This is a genomic window from Pseudomonas frigoris (assembly GCF_047758635.1).
GTDB lineage: Bacteria > Pseudomonadota > Gammaproteobacteria > Pseudomonadales > Pseudomonadaceae > Aquipseudomonas > Aquipseudomonas frigoris.
In genome coordinates this window covers 3,493,986-3,513,519 of sequence record NZ_CP180479.1, presented here as the reverse complement: position 1 = coordinate 3,513,519, position 19,534 = coordinate 3,493,986, and the positions used below count along the sequence as shown (strand labels likewise).

Below are 19,534 nucleotides of genomic sequence, written 5' to 3'. Positions count from 1 at the left end.
AAATCGCCGGGCTCTTGTTTGAGTAAGTGACGGAACCCGACAAGTTCCCAACGCCGTGGAAAAAAGAATAGCTGTACTCGTGCTGACAAGGATAACCGCTCCTTTGCGTTGGAGCAGTGGAATGTAGGATTTTGCGCGAAAACGCGTCAGAAAATTGGATCAATCCGCCGCTTTTGGGGCAAACTCCTTGGTTTTCAACAGCTCGACAAGGTTTCCCCCATGACATCCGCGTCTTCGGTTGATGAGCAACGATTCCGTAAACTCCTGAGCCGCAACGTCAGCCTGCCGTTGGGTGTCGGCGTGCTCAGTGCAGTGTTCTTTGTTTCGCTGATTACTTATCTGCTGTCGATGATCCAGTGGGTTGAGCACACCGCCCGGGTGATCAATAACGCCAATGAATCGATCAAGCTGACCGTCGATCTGGAAACCGGTATGCGCGGCTTCCTGCTCACTGGCGACGAGCACTTCCTTGAACCGTACGAAATGGCCAAGCCGCGAATCGCTGTCGCCCTCAATACCTTGCTCGAACTGACCGCGGACAACCCGGTGCAGACCGACCGTCTGCACCGGCTCCAGGCCTTGCAGAATGAATGGGCCACTTACGCGCAGGCAATAATTGAATTGCAGCGATCCAGCGGCGATTACCGCAGCGCGGTAAAGGCCGGGCGCGGCAAGCGGCTGACCGATGAGATCCGCAAGCAATTCGAAGACGTGATCGACATGGAGCAACAGTTGCGCACCACGCGCAACGAGGACGTGCGCCGCACCACGATCTGGAGCATCAGCCTTTACCTGTTGTTCATCGCCGGGATCAGCGCATTGCTGGCCTACATTGGCCGTCGGGACTTGCTCAACCTTTCACAAAGTTACAGCGCCAACCTCGCCTCGCAACAGGCCAGCGCCCAGCGTCTGGAGCAGCAGGCCTGGCTGCGCAATGGGCAGACCGAACTGGCCGAACAAGTGCTGGGGCAACTGTCGCTTAATCTGCTGGGCCGCAACATTCTGCAGTTCTGTGCGCAGTACCTGGGCTCTGCCGTAGCAGCCATTTATGTCCGCGAAGACCATGGCGGTCTCAAGCGCATTGCCTCCTACGGTTTCTCTCGCGAGCAGGAAGCGCGCGAACAGCAGATTTACAGCGATGAAGGCATTGTCGGCCAGGTAGCGAACCAGGCTCGCTTGATTCGTCTCGATGACGTACCGAGCGATTACTTCAAGGTCAGCTCCGGCCTGGGCGAAGGTCTGCCGCATAGCGTGCTGGTCGTGCCGACCAGTGACGACGATCGGGTCAACGGTGTGATCGAACTGGGCTTCCTGCGCCCGCTGACGGACCGCGATGTCGAATTGCTTCAGTTGATTGCCGGCAACATCGGTACGTCCATCGAGGCCGCTCGCTATCGCCAGCGCTTGCAGGAAGTGCTGGCCGAAACTCAACAGCTCAACGAAGAGCTGCAGGTTCAGCAAGAAGAACTCAAGACCGCCAACGAAGAACTGGAAGAGCAGTCGCGGATTCTCAAGGAGTCTCAGGCGCACCTGGAAACCCAGCAGGTCGAGCTTGAACAAACCAATGAGCAGCTCGCCGAGCAGGCCGGGAGACTGGCCGAGCAGCGCGACGCCATGGACCTGAAGAACACCGAGCTCAATCAGGCCCAGACCCAGCTCGAAGAACGCGCCGAAGAGTTGCAGCGCTCGAGCAAGTACAAGTCTGAATTCCTCGCCAACATGTCCCACGAGTTGCGCACGCCGCTGAACAGCTCGTTGATCCTGGCCAAGTTGCTGGCGGAAAACCCCCAGGAAAATCTCAGCGCCGAGCAGGTCAAGTTCGCCGAGTCGATCTACTCCGCCGGCAATGATTTGCTCAACTTGATCAACGACATTCTCGACATCTCCAAGGTCGAGGCCGGCAAGCTTGAGATTCGACCGGAGAACACCAGTGTCGCGCGTCTGGTGGATGGCTTGCGCGGGATGTTCCAACCCCTGGCGACCGACAAGAAACTGGATTTCCAGGTCGAGGTGCAGGCCGGTGCGCCGATGATGATCTTCACCGATCGCCAGCGTCTGGAGCAGGTGATTAAGAACCTGCTGTCCAACGCGGTGAAATTCACCGAAAGAGGTACGGTCAGCCTGACGGTCGCCAGCCAGCCAGGCGACGGTATCGCCTTTATCATTCGCGATTCGGGGATTGGCATTGCCGCGGATCAGCAGGAGAGCATTTTCGAAGCCTTCCGCCAGGCCGATGGCACCACCAATCGCCGTTACGGCGGCACCGGCCTGGGCTTGTCGATTTCCCGTGACCTGGCCGCCTTGCTCGGCGGTTCCATCAGTGTCACCAGCGAGCCGGGGCAGGGCAGTGTGTTTACGCTGGTTTTGCCGCAGCAATACGTTGAACCGGGCGAAGAGCCTGTCGAACCGATGAGAGCCACGCCGGTGGCCATTACACCGAGAGTGACGCCGGCCGCGCTGGTGCCGTTGATTGCTGATGTCGATATTCCGCGTTTCGACGACGATCGCACCAAGGCGCCCTTCGCCACTCGTTGCATTCTGGTGGTGGAAGACGAGCCGAACTTTGCCAATATTCTTTATGACCTGGCGCATGAGCTGGGGTATCAATGCCTGGTGGCGCACGGCGCCGACGAGGGTTACGACCTGGCCAAGGAGTTCATCCCGGACGCCATTCTGCTGGACATGCGCCTGCCGGATCATTCCGGGTTGACTGTGTTGCAACGCCTGAAGGAACACGCTGAAACCCGGCACATTCCGGTGCATGTGATTTCGGTGGAAGACCGGGTCGAAGCCGCGATGCACATGGGCGCCATTGGTTACGCGGTCAAGCCGACTACCCGAGAAGAACTCAAGGACGTGTTTGCCCGCCTTGAGGCCAAGCTGACCCAAAAGGTCAAACGGGTCCTGCTGGTCGAAGACGATGATCTGCAGCGCGACAGCATCGCCCGGCTGATCGGCGACGATGACATCGAGATCACTGCCGTTGGCCTGGCCCAGGATGCACTGGACCTGCTGCGCACGACGGTTTTCGATTGCATGATCATCGACCTGAAGTTGCCGGACATGCTCGGCAACGATCTGCTCAAGCGCATGTCCACCGAAGATATCTGCTCGTTCCCGCCGGTGATCGTCTACACCGGGCGCAACCTGACCCGGGACGAAGAGGCGGACCTGCGCAAGTATTCGCGCTCGATCATCATCAAGGGCGCGCGCTCGCCAGAGCGTTTGCTGGATGAGGTCACACTCTTTCTGCACAAAGTCGAATCCAGGTTGTCCCATGAGCGCCAGAGGATGCTCAAGACCGCGCGCAGCCGCGACAAGGTTTTCGAGGGTCGCAAGGTGCTGCTGGTGGACGACGATGTACGCAATATCTTCGCCCTCACCAGTGCTCTGGAGCAAAAGGGTGCAGTCGTGGTCATCGGCCGGAACGGCCGTGAAGCGATTGAAAGACTGAATGAAGTCGAGGACATCGATCTGGTGTTGATGGACGTGATGATGCCGGAGATGGATGGCTACGAAGCCACCATCGAGATTCGCAAGGACCCGCGCTGGCGCAAGCTGCCGATCATTGCGGTGACGGCCAAGGCCATGAAGGACGATCAGGAGCGCTGCTTGCAAGCGGGCTCCAATGATTACCTGGCCAAGCCCATTGACCTGGATCGCCTGTTCTCGCTGATTCGCGTGTGGTTACCAAAAATGGAACGCATTTAGTGGAACGCAATTTTTCAGTGGAGCGAAATAGCGAAATCGAAATTCGCTTGTTGATCGAGGCGATCTACCTCAAATACAGCTATGACTTTCGCGACTACTCCGGCGCTTCGATCAAGCGCCGGGTCAATCACGCGTTGAGCCAGTTCGAGTGCACGACCATTTCAGCGTTGCAGGAAAAGGTCCTGCACGACCCGACGGCGTTCATGCAGTTACTGCAACTGCTGACGATCCCGGTCAGCGAAATGTTCCGCGACCCTTCGCATTTCCTCGCGATCCGCAAGGAAGTGGTGCCGCTGCTCAAGACTTACCCCTCGATCAAGATCTGGATCGCCGGTTGCAGCACGGGGGAAGAGGTCTATTCGATGGCCATTCTGCTGCGTGAAGAGGGCTTGCTCGATCGCACCATCATCTACGCCACCGACATCAATCCGCGCTCGCTGGACAAGGCCAAGCAAGGGATTTTCTCCATGGAGAATGTCCGCGCCTACACTCATAACTACCAGCAGGCAGGTGGCCAGCGTTCGTTCGTCGACTACTACACGGCGGCTTACGGTTACGCCATTTTTGACAAGACACTGTGTGAGAACGTGACCTTCGCCGATCACAGCCTCGCGACTGACAGTGTCTTTTCAGAAACTCAATTAATTTCGTGTCGTAATGTTTTGATTTATTTCAACAAAAAGCTTCAGGATCGTGCGTTCGGTTTGTTTCATGAATCCCTTTGCCATCGAGGATTTTTGGTGCTGGGCAGCAAGGAAACCCTGGATTTTTCGGCCTACGGCAACCAGTTCGAACCGTTGGTCAAACAAGAACGGATTTACCGCAAATCATGAACAGTGCAGCGAATTTACCTTCTATAGAGGCCATCGTGATCGGTGCCTCGGCCGGCGGCGTGGAGGCATTGCTGAACATCCTCACGCCACTGCGAGAAGGCTTCAAGCTGCCGATCATCGTGGTTTTGCACCTGCCGGACGAACGTCGCAGCCAACTGGCCGAGGTGTTCGCACGGCGAGTAGCCATGCCTGTACTGGAAGCCCACGACAAGACGCTGGTCGAAGCCGGAACGCTGTATTTCGCGACACCGGGTTATCACTTGTCGGTGGAGCAGGACCACAGTTTTTCCTTGAGCCTGGAAGCCCGCGTGCATTATTCGCGACCGGCCATTGATTACCTGTTCGAGTCGGCCGCCGATGCCTACGGTTCAGCCTTGGCCGCCGTGTTGTTGACCGGCGCCAACCGCGATGGCGCTCGCGGCTTGGCTCAGGTCAAGCGCCGTGGCGGCATGACCATCGTCCAGGACCCGGATGAAGCCCAGGTCGCGACCATGCCTCAGGCTGCGCTTGATATACACCAGCCGGACCATATTCTCCCTATACGCGGCATCGGCCGTCTGCTTGTCGAGCTGGAACGAATCGCATGCTAAGTACTATCCAGGTCAAATTGCTGATCGTCGACGATCTGCCGGAGAACTTGTTGGCGCTCGAAGCGTTGATCAGGCGCGAAGACCGTATTGTCTATAAAGCTTTGTCCGCCGACGAAGCCTTGTCGCTGTTGCTCCAACACGAGTTCGCCATGGCCATTCTCGACGTGCAGATGCCCGGCATGAACGGGTTCGAACTGGCCGAGCTGATGCGCGGCACGGAAAAGACCAAGAACATCCCGATCGTGTTCGTCAGTGCCGCCGGTCGTGAGCTGAACTACGCGTTCAAGGGGTATGAGAGCGGAGCCGTGGACTTCCTCTACAAGCCGCTGGATATCCACGCGGTCAAGAGCAAGGTCAACGTGTTCGTCGAACTTTATCGCCAAAGCAAGGCGATGAAACAGCAGGTCGAAGAGCTGGAGCAAAGCCGCCGCGAGCAGGAAACGCTGCTCAAGCAATTACAAAGTACCCAGCTGGAACTGGAGCAATCGGTGCGCATGCGCGATGACTTCATGTCCATCGTTGCCCACGAAGTCCGCACGCCGCTCAATGGCCTGATCCTCGAAACCCAGTTGCGCAAGATGCACCTGGACCGGGATAACGCCGCGGCGTTCACCCTGGACAAGATGCACGCGATGGTCGACCGCGACGAGCGGCAGATCAAAAGCCTGATCCGCCTGATCGAAGACATGCTCGATGTGTCGCGCATTCGTACCGGCAAGTTGTCGATCCGACCGACGCGCTTCGATCTGTCGACGCTGGTTCGCGGCTTGTTGCAGAACTTTGCACCGCAGATCGATGCTGCCGAGTCCTCGGTCACCTTCGAGGCCGAGCAACCGGTGGTGGGCAACTGGGACGAATTTCGCGTTGAACAGGTGATTTCCAACCTGCTGACCAATGCTTTGCGCTACGGCGCCAAGAGTCCGATCACCGTTAAGGTGTACAGTGAGAGCGGTCAGGCTTGTGTGGAAGTACGCGATCTAGGGATTGGCATCAGTGAGGAGAACCAGAGGCGCATTTTTCAGCAGTTCGAACGCGTCACGGCCAAACACGCTGTCGCGGGGTTGGGCCTGGGCTTATTTATTTCCGAGCAGATTGTGGCCGCCCATGGCGGTTCCATTACCGTCGAAAGCCGGATTGGCGAAGGCGCCTTGTTTCGCGTTTGTCTGCCGCTGTAGGAAAACAGCCGGATAAACGCAACCTCTGATCGACCCCACGGTCGTATCAGCAGCTATTGACCGAACAAAGGCTTCCCATGAGTGAAGATGCACAAGACGTCGTATTGATCGTCGAAGATGACCCCTCGATTTTGATGGTGCTGTCGGCCTATCTGTCGGGTGAGGGCTACCGGGTATTGCAGGCCGAAAACGGCGAGCAGGCCTTCGAAATTCTGTCGAGCAAACCGCACCTGGACATGATGATCACCGACTTCCGCCTGCCGGGCGGAATCTCTGGCGTCCAGATTGCCGAACCTGCCGTGAAGCTGCGACCGGAACTCAAGGTGATCTTTATCAGCGGTTATCCGCAGGAGATCCGCGAGACGGACAGCCCGATCACCCGTAAAGCACCGATCCTGGCCAAGCCGTTCGATCTGGAAGTGCTGCAAGAGCTTATGCAGGAAATGCTTTCCTGATATCCCGCGTACTATCGTAGGAGCTGCCGAAGGCTGCGATCTTTTGATCTTATAAAAGCAAGATCAAAAGATCGCAGCCTTCGGCAGCTCCTACACGAGTGATCTTCAAATCCGGATCATCTCCCGCACCTTCGCCGTCAGCAGGTCGAAGGTGAACGGTTTGGTGATCATCTGCATGCCAGGATCAAGGAAACCACCGCGCACCGCCGCGTGTTCGGCGTAGCCGGTGATGAACAACACCTTGAGATCCGGCCGGTATTGGCGGCCGATTTCTGCCAGTTGCCGGCCATTCATGCCGGGCAATCCAACGTCGCTGATCAACAGATCGATACGCTGCCCGGAGTCGAGAATCGGCACTGCGCTGTCGGCATCGCCAGCCTCGACGAAGGCATAGCCCAGATCACTCAGCACCGTACTGACCAACACCCGAACCGCCGGATCGTCCTCGACGATCAGCACCGTTTCGCCATGCTGTGCGAACGGAGCGTGCTGGACGTCCACCGGGCTGTCCTGAGGCACGACACCGCCGAATCGCGGGAGAAACAGACTCACCGTGGTGCCTTTGCCCACTTCGCTGTGAATGGCGACGTGGCCGCGTGATTGCTTGCTGAAGCCATATATCATCGACAATCCAAGGCCTGTGCCCTGGCCGATGGGTTTGGTGGTAAAGAACGGATCAAAGGCCCGGTTGATGGTGCTTTGCGGCATGCCACACCCGGTGTCTGTGACGCTCAGCACCACGTAATCACCCGGTTGCAGGTTGCTCTGGGCCTCGGTGAAGCCAATGTCCAGATACTGATTGCTGGTTTTCACCACCAGTTTGCCGCCGTCGGGCATCGCATCCCGAGCATTGATCACCAGATTGAGCAGGGCGCTTTCCAATTGGTTGGGATCGGCTTCGGCCACCCAGAGTTGCTCGTCTAGCTGCATGTCCAACTGAATGCTTTCGTTGATGCTGCGCTGAAGCAATTCACCCATGGAGATCACCAGGGTGTTCATCTCCACAGGTTTGGAGTCCAGCGACTGACGCCGTGAAAACGCCAGCAGACGGTGGGTCAGGCCCGCCGCGCGATTGGCTGAGGTCACCCCAAGATCGATCAGACTGTCCAAGTCTTCGGTACGACCCCGGGCCAGGCGTCGACGCAGCAGTTCCAGGCTGCCGATGATGCCGGTCAGCATGTTGTTGAAGTCGTGGGCAATACCGCCGGTGAGCTGGCCGACCGCTTCCATCTTCTGCGATTGGCGCAGGGCTTCTTCATTGTGTCGTAGCTGGGCGGTGCGTTCCTCGACCTGCTGTTCGAGGGTTTCGAGGGTGTTTTGCAACCGCAGTTCGCTTTGACTCAGATCGATCAGCCGGTCCCTGGCTTCGTACTGTCGTCGACGTCCGCGCAACGCGGTGGTCACCAGGCTGATCAACGTGACCGGGTGAAAGGGGCGCTCAAGAAAGGTCACGTTCCCCAATTGTGGGCCGTAGCGCGACGCCGGGTTTTGTTCCGGGCCGCCATGGTAGGTCATCAATACAATCGGAAGGTCCGACCAGGCCGGCTGTTGCTCGATCAGGCCGAGCAGCGGTTCAAGATCACCGCCCAACAAGGCCTCGGAAGAGATCAACAGCAATCCTGCCCCTTGCTCCAGCTCGTTGCACAAAGCCACCAGGTCCCGAGTAATCACCCCGTCGTAACCCGCTTCATTGAGCATCATCAGCGCAATTTGGCTGTCGCGACCCAGCGGCGCGAGAATGATCGCGCGCTCGGACATCGCTTCCTGGGCAATCACGGGCTTTGTTCCTCAAGCAAAGGATTGCTGGCACCCAGATAGGTCGGGACACCCCGCAATACCCCCTGAAATGCATCCAACGGTTCACCAATGGTCATGCCCTGAGCGCTGATGCGGTATTCACGAATGGTCGATTCATGGCTGCCGGTGCGTTTCTTGATGATCGAGATCGCCCGGCGAACCTTGCCCAATGCCTCGAAGTAGCGCAGCAGGATGACCGTGTCAGCCAGATAGGTGATGTCCACGGGGGCTTGCATGTCACCGACCAGTCCATGCTGGGCCACGGTCATGAAGGTCGCGGCACCCTGGCGATTGAGGTACAGCAGCAGCTCGTGCATGTGCAGTACCAGCGCGTTTTCCTCTGGCATCGCCGCTTGATAGCCGTTGATGCTGTCGATTACCACGGTCTTGATATTGCCCTCATCGACGCAGCGACGAACCCGGTAGGAAAACTCTCCGGGGGACAACTCGGCCGCGTCCACTTGCTCGATCAGCAGGTTGCCAGTGTCTTGCAGCGCCTTGAGGTCGATGCCGATGTTCTTCATGCGCTCGAACAGCAACCCGAGCTCTTCATCGAAAATGAACAGCGCGGCTTTTTCGCCACGGGCCACGGCGGCAGCGGCGAAGATCATCGAGATCAGCGATTTGCCGGTACCGGCCGGGCCGAGGATCAACGTGCTGGAACCGGTCTCGATCCCGCCGCCGAGCAGGGCGTCCATGGCCTTGATGCCGCTGGTCAACTGCTGGCGGACATAGCGACCGCGATGCTCGGCGGCCACCAGCCGCGGAAACACATGTACGCCATCGCCCATGATGGTGAAGTCGTGAAACCCGCCTCGGTACTTCTGACCACGGTATTTCACCACACGGATCCGCCGACGCTCGGCGCCATAATTGGGGGTCAGTTCCTCAAGGCGAATGACGCCGTGGGCCACACTGTGCACGGTTTTGTCGAGGGATTCGGTGGTCAGGTCGTCCAGCAACACCACCGTGGCGTCATAGCGCACGAAGTAATGTTTGATCGCGAGGATCTGGCGACGGTAGCGCAATGAGCTTTGGGCCAGCAGACGGATCTCGGAAAGACTGTCGAGCACCACACGGGTCGGCTTGACCCGTTCGACCACTTCGAAAATCTGCTTGGTGGCTTCGCCCAGTTCAAGGTCCGAGGAATACAACAAGCTCTGTTGATGCTCGGCGTTGAGCAGGCTTTCCGGGGGCGTCAGCTCGAAGATGTGGATGTTCTCATCCAGCTCCCAACCGTGGGACAACGCACCCTGTCGCAGCTCCCGCTCGGTTTCCGACAGCGTGATGTACAACGAGCGCTCGCCGGCACGAGCGCCGGCCAACAGGAAATGCAAAGCGACGGTGGTTTTGCCGGTTCCGGGTTCACCCTCCAGTAAAAACACATGCCCGCGGGACAATCCACCGGCCAGGATGTCATCCAGACCTTCGATGCCGGTGGCGGCTTTTGCACTGATCAACTCGTTAGATGTAGACAAAAAATGCCCTCTCATGACTAGGGGAAACGAGGCAGCAGGCCGTAAGTGCCTGAATGGACTGCCTGTTCTCTTGACCCTTGGCCGAGACGACGAGTTCAACGAAATTTCTGCTGTTGTTAAAGCCCTTGCTGCAAGGCGGGGTCGTCGGGATTGAGTTGTTCAAGTTGCGCCAACAGAATCTGTACGTTCTGCAGCTGGCCGCTTTCTTTCCAGTAGTTGATCAACAATACCCGGGCTTTTCGGTCGGCCGGGTGGCGCTGGACGATCTCCTGCAACTGTTTCTGCGCCGCTTCCAGCTCCTGTTCATCGTGAAGCGTGGTGGCCAGATCGTAGCGGTAATCCTTGTTGTCCGGCTCCAGCTCCACGGCTTTGGAAAGGCCGAGCAGGGCGAATTCACTTTGCCCGTGATGCAGCAGCCAGAGTCCCAGGGCATGCTGCAGGTAGGCAGAATCGGGCTGAGCCTTCAGCTGCTTGGCCAACAGCTGTCGGGCAGCATCGTTTTGGCCCAGGCGATCCAGCACGTCGATTTGCATCACCAGCGCGGGCAGGTTGCCGGGCGCAAGACGCAAGGTGTTCTGGAGTGCCTGCTGCGCCTCTTTCAATTCGGCATTGTGCAGATGCAGCCGAGCCAGTTGATATTGGTTGTCGGCGCTTTCCGGTTGACTCTTCAGGTCCTGTTCCCAGGCGTCGATGGCTTGCTCCAGCGGCCCGAAGTACAAACCGAGATCGTCCGGCGACAGCCCCAGCAAGGCGTTCACGGCGGCATAGCGGACGCGCTGTTCGCTGTCATCGAGTAACGGGCCCAGCAGCAGGCTGCGCTGACCGCTGGGCACCAGACCGCTGATGCTTTTGATCGCCGCGATGCGCACGTCTGGCGATTCATGCTGCAAGTCCGCATCCGCCAGTTTCAGGGCCACGGAGCTGGGGTAGTTGGGCAGTTCGGCATGCAACCAGACGCGGCGTTTGGGCGATATATCAGGGCGGCCCAATTGCTGGTAGAGGACCCGCGCTGCGCCCGGTTGGCCTGCGCGAGCCTGGTTCAGCGCCTCGCTGTAGCCACGCTTGATCGCCTCCGGCACGGCGGGGGTTGTGCTGCGCAGGGAAAACCAGGCAAGGCCGATGGCAAACAGGACGCAGAGGCTGATGAGCAAGTAGCGGCGGGACTGGGGCATGCAGGAATCCGGGAGCTGGCAAGCTGTTGCAAAGTTGCCAGCTTCGGTCAGGTAAGGCTGTGAGTCAAACCAAGACTCAGTTGAATACGTGAGTCAGTCGATTCAAGGCAGTCTGGCTTTTCAATGATTTTGCCTACAGGTTGCGTCGACATTGAAACCCGTCGAGGCGCCTTGGCAGTGACTACGCTTGCTGGAGATGACTCGATGAGCGTTCCCATGCAACCCCTGCTTCAGTACTTCAAAGCGATACTCAACCCCGGGCCCGGAGTGGCGTTGTTCGCCCTGCGGACCATCGGGGCCGGGCTGCTGACGTTGTATCTGGCGTTCCTGTTCGACCTTGAGCAGCCCAAGTGGTCAATCATGGCGGTGGTCATTGTCAGCCAGCCATTGGGCGGCATGGCCCTGGCCCGGAGTTTCGGCCAGGTCATCGGCACCACCCTCGGGGCGGTCGTGGCGGTGTTGATCATGGCGATCTTTCCCCAGGCGCCCCTGCCTCTCATCCTCACCCTGGCCTTGTGGCTGGCGCTGTGTACCGCCGGCGGCACCTTGTTGCGCTACACCAGTTCTCAGGCATTTGTTCTGAGCGGGTACACGGCGGTGGTGGTGGCACTGCTGGCAATACCCGATCAAGACGGTACGTTCCTTCTCGCCGTCACCCGCGTGACCGAGACGCTATTGGCGGTTGCTTGCGTGTGCGTGGTCAGCCTGCTCACCGCGCGGCCGGAAGCCGTGGCCCGGGATTACTTCGCCAAGATCGATCAGGTCATCAAGCTGCTTGCGACCCACGCCGCTGCGGTCATTCGAACCGAGGAAAGCGAGGCCGATTTCCATCGACGGCAGATGCAGCTACTCGGCGCGGTCAGCGCCCTGGAGGGGGTACGTCGGCATTTGTATTTCGATGCGCCACGGTTGCGCAGCTCCAATGAGTTGGTGCAGTTGCTGGGCAATCAGCTGGTGTTGTTGACGTCACGGCTGACGGCTTTGCGTCACCAGCGGGAGCTGCTTGCCGAGCGCTGGAAAGGTGCGTTGCCGGAGGAGATACAGCGTTTGCGCGCCGAAGAACTGGTCTTTCTCGATGACCTTGCCCAGCAGGGACGCTCGCTGTCGACCGAGGCGCGGCACCGTTTCGCGGCGCTGCAACAGCGTTTCGATGACCAGGCCTACAAGGCCGAACAACTCACCGAGACGATGCCAGCCACCCTGCGTTCACTGGCCTGGGCACTGCGCTGGGAACAGGCGCGGATGCTGGAGCAGCTCGGCCAGATTCTCCAATTGAGCGACGCAATTCAGGACGGGCGTGCGGCCAGTAGCATGTTCCGCGGCCAGGACAATCCACTTCATCTGGACTTCACGTTGGCGGCAATGAACGCGATCCGCGCATTTATCGCATTGGTGGTGGCCGGTCTGATCTGGATCGAGACCGGTTGGGACGGGGCGCGTGGCGGGATGATCGTGGCGGGAATTCTCTGTTCGCTGATGGCGACTTTTCCCCGGCCGTTGCTGGCCAGCCAAAGCTTTGCCAGGGGGCTGGGCCTGGCCTTGGTGGTATCGGCGCTGTATCTGTTCCTGCTGATACCGATGATCAGTGACTTCGAGTTACTCGCCTTGTTGTTAACCCCATTGCTGTATGCCGTCGCGGTGGGGTTGTCCAGTCCGCCAACCACGGGCACAGGCATTGGTCTTGGACTAACGACAATGCTGTTGTTGGGCCCGCAAAACACAGAAATCGGCCAAAACAGTGCCATTCAGTGGTTCGAGTTTGCCGGTTCCTATATCTGCGCAGCCGCGCTGGCGCTCAGTGTCTATGCCTTGATCTTCCCGTTCAGGCCCGTTTTGCGAATACGCCGGCTGTTCAATGAAAACTGTGAGCAGGTCTACGCTTTACTGAAGACACCGGCCACCGATAAGCAGCAATTTGCGTTTGAAAGCCGCATGGTCGATCGCCTGACCATGATGTTGGGATTATTGCCGGCTACCAACGACAAGCAATCCAGCGAGCTGTTCGAAGTCAGCCTCGGATGCATGGCACTGGGTGTGGCGTTGAACCAGCTCAGGCAGCAGGGGCAAAGCAACACGTTGCTCAGTACTGAGCAACAAAACCGTTTGCTCGCTGCTGTCCGTGAGACAGGACGATTGATCGCCGGGCGGCCCGGGATTGACCTTGAGCAGCTACTCGGAAACTTGCGTGTCTTGGGCGATGAAATGGACGACTTGCATTTAGACGTTCATGAACACCTGTGGTCGGTATTCAGGATGCGCGTGGCGTTGTTGATCGTGGTGTCGTTTCTGGAGCGACATCGTAAATACTTTTCACCCGCAGAAGCGGAAGGAGTGCCGACCCTTGCCCATTGATTTTGAATTGGGTGGTGTCTACTTGCCGCCGATTGCCCAGGCGTTACTGCTGGCCCTGCCGATTTACCTGCTTCTGGACTGGATCTTGCGCCGTATTGGCGTGCTGCGGTTCGTCTGGCATGAAGCCTTGTTCGAAGGCGCGTTGTACGCCTGCGTTTGCGCAACGCTGATTCTGGTAATGGGAGCTTGATGCTTTGAAGGAGATCCTTGCCCGACTTGCGACGGTGGCGGTGGTACTGCTGGCCTTTGTTCTCGGCTGGTTTGCCTGGGAACATTACACCCGCGCGCCCTGGACCCGCGATGCACGGGTGCGTGCCGATGTGGTGACGTTGTCCGCCGATGTCTCGGGGCGCATCGTTGGCCTGGGCGTGCAGGACAACCAGCATGTGGAGAAAGGCCAGTTGCTGCTGGAGATCGACCCGGCGCGCTATGTCCTGGCGGTTGAGCATGCCAAGCGTTCGGTGGAAGTGGCGAAAGCCACCCTTGGTCAGTCTGAGGCAACGATAGTCGCCAGTGAAGCGTTGCTCCGCCAGCGTCAGAGTGAAGAGCGCCGACGGCGCACGCTCAAGCAGCGGTTGGCAATTTCTGGCGAAGAATGGGAGAAATCCAGCACGGAAGTGGCGGTGGCGCAGGCTGAGTTGCTGCGCAACCAGGCCAACCTCGGTTTAGCCCACGCCAACGTGCAACTGGCCATCGCCGCATTGACCCAGGCCGAACTGGACTTGCAGCGCACGCGGGTCGAAGCACCCGTGACGGGTTACGTGACCAACCTGCTGACCCGTCAGGGTGACTATGCCGCGGCCGGAGGCGCGTTGTTGGCGCTGGTGGACAGCGATTCGTTTTATGTCAGCGGCTACTTTGAAGAAACCAAGCTGCCGCGAATCGAGGAGGGCGACCGGGTCAGGATCGAATTGATGAGTGGCGAAACCTTCGGCGGCACTGTGCAAAGCATTGCTTTCGCCATTTCCGACCGGGAGAACCTGCCCGGCGGCCGATTACTGGCCAACATCAACCCCAGTTACACCTGGGTAAAACTGGCGCAGCGGGTACCGGTGCGAATACAGATCGACGCCGATTACGCAGCCAAAAACCGACTGCGTGCCGGCACCACCGCCACCGTAACGATAATGGAAACCCGCGATAGCAGCACAACCCACTAACCCTGTGGGAGCGAGCTTGCTCGCGAATGCGGTGTGTCAGGCAAAATTATGTCGACTGACACTCCGCATACGCGAGCAAGCCCGCTCCCACAGGGATATGTGTGGAATTTGGGACAGACAAAAAAACCCCGCGACCGAATGAGGCACAGGGCAAAGGAATTGGTTGGTTGCGGCCAACCAAAGGAGCTCGTTAAGACATTACTTGCTGGCGACCGTCTCTGGTTGCCAGCCACCGCCCAGGGCTTTGTAAATCGCGACAATGCCGCGATACAGATCGACTTCGGCCTGGGCCTGAGTGTCTTCCGCCGCCAGGCGCTCACGCTGGGCGTCGAGCAGGACGAGGAAGTCCGCAGTGCCTTCGCGGTAGCGAATTTGGGCGAGGTCGGCCGCGGCGCGGCTGGATTCGCTTTGACGAATCAGCGAGATCAAGCGCTGTTGACGTTTGCCGTAGTCGCTAAAGGCGTTTTCCGATTCTTCCAACGCCAACAGTACTTGCTGCTCGTAGGTCGCCAGGGCGCCTTCGGCATCAGCATCGGCGCCACGTAGACGGGCGCGCACGCTGCCAAGGTCGAACGCCGCCCAGGTAATGCTTGGTCCCAGTGCCCAGGCGTTGGCCGCCGAGGAACCGATTTGCGAACCGCGCCCGGCGGTGAAGCCAAGGAAGCCGCTGAGGCTGACCCGAGGGAACAAATCAGCCTTGGCCACGCCGATACGGGCGGTGGCGGAGGCCAGTTTGCGCTCGGCGCTGAGAATGTCCGGGCGACGTTGCAGCAGTTCACCCGGATCACCGATCGGCAATGCCTTGGCGATCGCCGGTAAGTCTTTTGGACTCAGGTCGACGGTCAGCTTGTCCGGACGTTCACCCAGCAGGGTAGCGATGCGGTTTTTCTGTCGAACCTGTTCAGCCTGCAATTGCGGCACGCTGGCTTCGACGGATGCCAGGCGTGCATCGGCGCGAACCACATCGAGCTGATCGCCGACACCGGCATCACGCAGACTGACGGTGATCTTGCTCGATTCTTGCTGGTTGTTCAGGTTGGCCAGGGCGATCTTTTCCCGCAGCTGCGCACCGCGCAGTTGACCGTAGGCATCCACCAGTTCAGCAATCATCGAGACTTGCAGTTGGTACAGATCGGCTTCGAGCGCTTGCTGTTCGGCGTCGGCGGACTCCAGGTTGCGCTGGATACGCCCAAACAGGTCGATCTCCCACGCCATGTCCAGGCCCAGGTCGTAGCGTTCGCTATTGACCCGTTTGGTGGTCTGGCCCGGGATCTGACCCTTGGCCAGGTCACTGCTGACCCGGCTGGTGATGGTCGGCATGGCGTCATTGCTGACGTCATCGCGAATTGCCCGGGCCGCTTTCCAGCGAGCGAAGGCTACGCGCAAATCACGGTTGCCTTGCAGCGATTGAGTCACCAACTGGTTGAGGGTCGGATCTTCGAACTGCTGCCACCAGATGCCTTCGAAACGCGAGCGGTCGTAGTTCTTCTGACCGGCGCTGCCATCGGTAGCGGTCGTGATGTTGGCCGGCTCAGTGGCTGGGGTCTTGTAGTCCGGGCCGACGGCACAGGCACTCAGGGCCAGTACCAGAAGGCTCGGCAGGAAGGCTTTCAGGCTCATTGTTGCGCCTCCAGTTTCAGGGCCTTGGCCGCTTTGCGCTTTTCACCGCGCTCCACAAAGTTACGAATCAGTACGTAGAACACTGGTGTCAGCAACAGACCGAAGAAGGTCACCCCGAGCATCCCCGAGAACACCGCCACACCCATGGCATGACGCATTTCGGCACCGGCGCCGCTGGAGAAGACCAGAGGCACAACACCCATGATGAATGCGAAGGAAGTCATCAGGATCGGCCGCAGACGCAGGCGGCAGGCTTCCAGTACCGCGGCGAGCGGGCTGAGGCCTTCGTCCTGCTGTTTGTCCTTGGCGAACTCGACGATCAGGATCGCGTTCTTACAGGCAAGCCCCACCAGTACGATCAAGCCGATCTGGGTGAAGATGTTGTTGTCGCCTCCCGACGCAATCACACCGGTGATGGCCGACAGCAAGGTCATCGGTACGATCAGGATCACCGCCAGTGGCAGGCTCCAGCTTTCGTATTGAGCCGCGAGTACCAGGAACGCCAGCAGTACGCAGAGCGGGAACACGAACAGTGCGGTGTTACCGGACAGAATCTGCTGGTAGGTCAGGTCGGTCCACTCGTAGGTCATGCCGTTCGGAAGTTCTTCCTTGAGCAGTTTCTCGATGGCTTTTTCGGCTTGGCCGGAGCTGTAGCCGGGGGCTGCTGCACCGTTGATTTCAGCGGTGATGAAGCCGTTGTAGTGCATCACGCGGTCCGGGCCCGAGGTGTCGCTGACCTTGATGAAGGTCGCCAGCGGGATCATCTCGCCTTTGTTGTTACGCACTTTCAGCTGACCGATCTGGTCCGGTTCGAGACGGAACTGCTGTTCAGCCTGAACGTTGACCTGATAGGTACGACCAAAGCGGTTGAAGTCGTTGGCATACAGCGAACCCAGGTAGATCTGCAGGGTGTCGAAGATGTCGCTGACGGCCACGCCGTGGGTCTTGGCTTTTTCGCGGTCGATAGCCGCATCGACCTGTGGCACGTTCACGGTGTAGCTGGTGAACAGGGCGGCCAGTTCCGGCACGTTGTGGCTCTTGGTGATGATGTTCATGGTTTCTTTGTACAGCTCGTCATAACCCAGGTTGCCCCGGTCTTCGATCTGCAGGCGGAAACCACCAATGGTGCCCAGGCCTTGTACGGGCGGCGGCGGGAAGATCGCCATGTAGGCTTCCTGAATCCCGGCGAACTGGCCGTTCAATGCACCGGCAATCGCACCGGCGGACATGCTCGGGTCTTTACGCTCGTCGAACGGTTTCAGGGTCACGAACACGATGCCGGCGTTAGGACTATTGGTGAAACCGTTGATCGACAGGCCCGGGAAGGCCACGGCACTTTCCACGCCTGGCTGTTTCAGTGCCAGGTCGGACATGCGTTTGATCACGTCTTCGGTACGGTCCAGGCTCGAGGCGTCCGGCAGTTGCGCGAAGGCCACCAGGTATTGCTTGTCCTGGCCGGGGACGAAACCGGTCGGGGTGTTGGCGAAACCGAAGAAGGTCAGCACCATCAGGCCTGCGTACAGCAGCAGGGCGATGCCGCTGCTGCGGATAACCCGGCCCACGGTGCCGACATAACCATGGCTGGCCTTGTCGAAGAAGCGGTTGAACGGACGGAACAACCAGCCACCGAAGATCTTGTCGAGGACCTTGGAGAAACGGTCCTTCGGCGCGTCATGGCTTTTGAGCAATACCGCAGCCAGGGCGGGCGACAGCGTCAGCGAGTTGAACGCCGAGATCACAGTCGAGATCGCAATGGTCAGGGCGAACTGCTTGTAGAACTGCCCGGTGAGCCCGGAGATGAAAGCCGCCGGGATAAACACCGCACACAGCACCAGCGCCGTTGCGATGATCGGGCCGGTCACTTCACGCATGGCCCGTTTGGTTGCCTCGACCGGAGTCAATCCCAGTCCAATGTTCCGCTCGACGTTCTCCACCACCACGATGGCGTCGTCCACCACGATACCGATGGCCAATACCAGGCCGAACAGTGACAGGGCGTTCAGCGAGAAGCCGAACAGATGCATCACGGCAAACGTACCGATCAGCGAAACCGGCACCGCCACCAACGGAATGATCGAGGCGCGCCAGGTTTGCAAGAACAGGATCACCACCAGAACCACGAGGATCAGTGCTTCGAAGAGGGTGTGAACCACCGCCTCGATGGAGCCGCGCACGAAGATTGTCGGGTCATAGACGATGCTGAAGTCCATGCCTTCCGGGAAGCTCTTTTTCAGCTCCGCCATCTTGTCGCGCACTTCGTTGGAGATTTCGATCGCGTTGGAACCAGGGCGCTGGAAGATCGGGATCGCCACCGCCGGTTGGTTGTTCAGCAACGAACGCAACGCGTATTGGCTGGAACCCAACTCAATGCGAGCGATGTCTTTCAGGCGAGTGATTTCACCGTTTTCGCCGGAGCGAATGATGATGTTCTCGAACTCTTCTTCAGAAACCAGACGACCTTGCGTGTTGACCGACAGCTGGAACGCCGTGGCATTCGGCGCAGGCGGCGCACCCAGTGCACCGGCAGCCACCTGACGGTTCTGTTCACGAATCGCGGTCACGACGTCGGTGGCGGTCAGGTTGCGCGAAGCGGTCTTGTTCGGATCGAGCCAGACACGCAGTGAGTAATCACCCATGCCGAACAGCTGCACATCACCGACACCGCCCAGACGCGCCAGCTCATCCTTGATGTTGAGCAAGGCGTAGTTGGACAGGTAGAGCATGTCGTAGCGTTTGTCCGGCGAGGTCAAGTGCACAACCATGGTCAGGTCGGGCGAAGCCTTGTCGACGGTGATACCGATGCGCGTCACTTCTTCTGGAAGTTTTGGCTCGGTCCGGGTCACGCGGTTCTGCACCTGTACCTGTGCGTTGTCCAGGTCAGTGCCCAGCGCAAAGGTGATGGTCAGGGTGATCTTGCCGTCAGCGGTGGACTGCGAGGACATGTACAGCATGTTCTCGACGCCGGTGATGGCTTGCTCCAGTGGAGCGGCCACGGTTTCACCGATGACTTTTGGGTTGGCACCCGGGAAGTTGGCGCGGACCACAACGGTCGGCGGAACCACTTCCGGGTATTCGCTGATCGGCAACTGGAACAGCGAGATGGCGCCGGCGATCAGGATCAGCAGCGAAAGTACCGCCGCAAAGATCGGCCGTGAAATGAAGAATTGGGAGAAATTCATCGGAGTTGTCGT

Annotated in this window: 13 protein-coding genes; 8 read left to right on the top strand and 5 right to left on the bottom strand. The window is 59.0% G+C overall.

Annotated features, from left to right (window positions below; translation table 11 throughout):
- Positions 1–219: 219 nt before the first annotated feature.
- From ACMXYH_RS16040 to ACMXYH_RS16020, 5 genes are all read left to right on the top strand, one after another.
- Entirely contained in the window at positions 220–3,711 is a 3,492-nt protein-coding gene (locus ACMXYH_RS16040) for a response regulator (RefSeq protein WP_415764094.1), read from the top strand.
- Positions 3,711–4,544: a CheR family methyltransferase gene (locus tag ACMXYH_RS16035; RefSeq protein WP_134421934.1), complete on the top strand. Its 834-nt coding sequence runs from the start codon at positions 3,711–3,713 to the stop codon at positions 4,542–4,544. The genes ACMXYH_RS16040 and ACMXYH_RS16035 overlap by 1 nt, the downstream gene beginning before the upstream one ends.
- Positions 4,541–5,134 carry a chemotaxis protein CheB gene (locus tag ACMXYH_RS16030; RefSeq protein ID WP_415764093.1) on the top strand — a complete coding sequence of 198 codons (594 nt, stop codon included), beginning with the start codon at positions 4,541–4,543 and terminating at the stop codon, positions 5,132–5,134. Before ACMXYH_RS16035 ends, ACMXYH_RS16030 begins: the two co-directional genes overlap by 4 nt.
- Complete coding sequence (locus ACMXYH_RS16025) at positions 5,128–6,309, top strand: hybrid sensor histidine kinase/response regulator (RefSeq protein WP_415764092.1); 1,182 nt, start codon at positions 5,128–5,130, stop codon at positions 6,307–6,309. The genes ACMXYH_RS16030 and ACMXYH_RS16025 overlap by 7 nt, the downstream gene beginning before the upstream one ends.
- Positions 6,310–6,386: 77 nt before the next feature.
- Positions 6,387–6,764: a response regulator gene (locus ACMXYH_RS16020; RefSeq protein ID WP_129444259.1), complete on the top strand. Its 378-nt coding sequence runs from the start codon at positions 6,387–6,389 to the stop codon at positions 6,762–6,764.
- Between the two features lie 105 nt (positions 6,765–6,869).
- On the opposite strand, the gene ACMXYH_RS16015 is transcribed toward ACMXYH_RS16020, so the two are convergent.
- From ACMXYH_RS16015 to ACMXYH_RS16005, 3 genes are all read right to left on the bottom strand, one after another.
- Entirely contained in the window at positions 6,870–8,522 is a 1,653-nt protein-coding gene (locus ACMXYH_RS16015) for an ATP-binding protein (protein ID WP_415767710.1), read from the bottom strand.
- A 14-nt stretch (positions 8,523–8,536) separates the two neighbouring features.
- Positions 8,537–10,039 (bottom strand): ATPase domain-containing protein, encoded by a 1,503-nt coding sequence (locus ACMXYH_RS16010; protein WP_415764091.1) that lies wholly within the window; start codon positions 10,037–10,039, stop codon positions 8,537–8,539.
- Positions 10,040–10,155: 116 nt separating this feature from the next.
- Positions 10,156–11,211, bottom strand: a complete 1,056-nt coding sequence (locus ACMXYH_RS16005; RefSeq protein ID WP_415764090.1) for a tetratricopeptide repeat protein — start codon at positions 11,209–11,211, stop codon at positions 10,156–10,158.
- A 204-nt stretch (positions 11,212–11,415) separates the two neighbouring features.
- Here ACMXYH_RS16005 and ACMXYH_RS16000 point away from each other — a divergent pair, with 204 nt between their 5' ends.
- Genes ACMXYH_RS16000 through ACMXYH_RS15990 form a run of 3 tightly spaced genes read left to right on the top strand, consistent with a single transcriptional unit; the run spans position 11,416 to position 14,723 of the window.
- A complete protein-coding gene (locus ACMXYH_RS16000; RefSeq protein WP_415764089.1) occupies positions 11,416–13,563 on the top strand; it encodes an FUSC family protein in 2,148 nt (715 codons plus the stop codon).
- A complete protein-coding gene (locus ACMXYH_RS15995) occupies positions 13,553–13,753 on the top strand; it encodes a DUF1656 domain-containing protein (protein WP_008156381.1) in 201 nt (66 codons plus the stop codon). The genes ACMXYH_RS16000 and ACMXYH_RS15995 overlap by 11 nt, the downstream gene beginning before the upstream one ends.
- Positions 13,754–13,757: 4 nt before the next feature.
- Positions 13,758–14,723: a biotin/lipoyl-binding protein gene (locus ACMXYH_RS15990; protein ID WP_415764088.1), complete on the top strand. Its 966-nt coding sequence runs from the start codon at positions 13,758–13,760 to the stop codon at positions 14,721–14,723.
- 198 nt (positions 14,724–14,921) lie between these two features.
- On the opposite strand, the gene ACMXYH_RS15985 is transcribed toward ACMXYH_RS15990, so the two are convergent.
- Together ACMXYH_RS15985 and ACMXYH_RS15980 are read right to left on the bottom strand one after the other, a co-directional pair.
- On the bottom strand, positions 14,922–16,343 hold the full coding sequence (locus ACMXYH_RS15985; RefSeq protein ID WP_129444247.1) for an efflux transporter outer membrane subunit: 1,422 nt from the start codon (positions 16,341–16,343) through the stop codon (positions 14,922–14,924).
- Positions 16,340–19,522: an efflux RND transporter permease subunit gene (locus tag ACMXYH_RS15980; RefSeq protein WP_129444245.1), complete on the bottom strand. Its 3,183-nt coding sequence runs from the start codon at positions 19,520–19,522 to the stop codon at positions 16,340–16,342. The genes ACMXYH_RS15985 and ACMXYH_RS15980 overlap by 4 nt, the downstream gene beginning before the upstream one ends.
- Positions 19,523–19,534 lie beyond the last annotated feature (12 nt).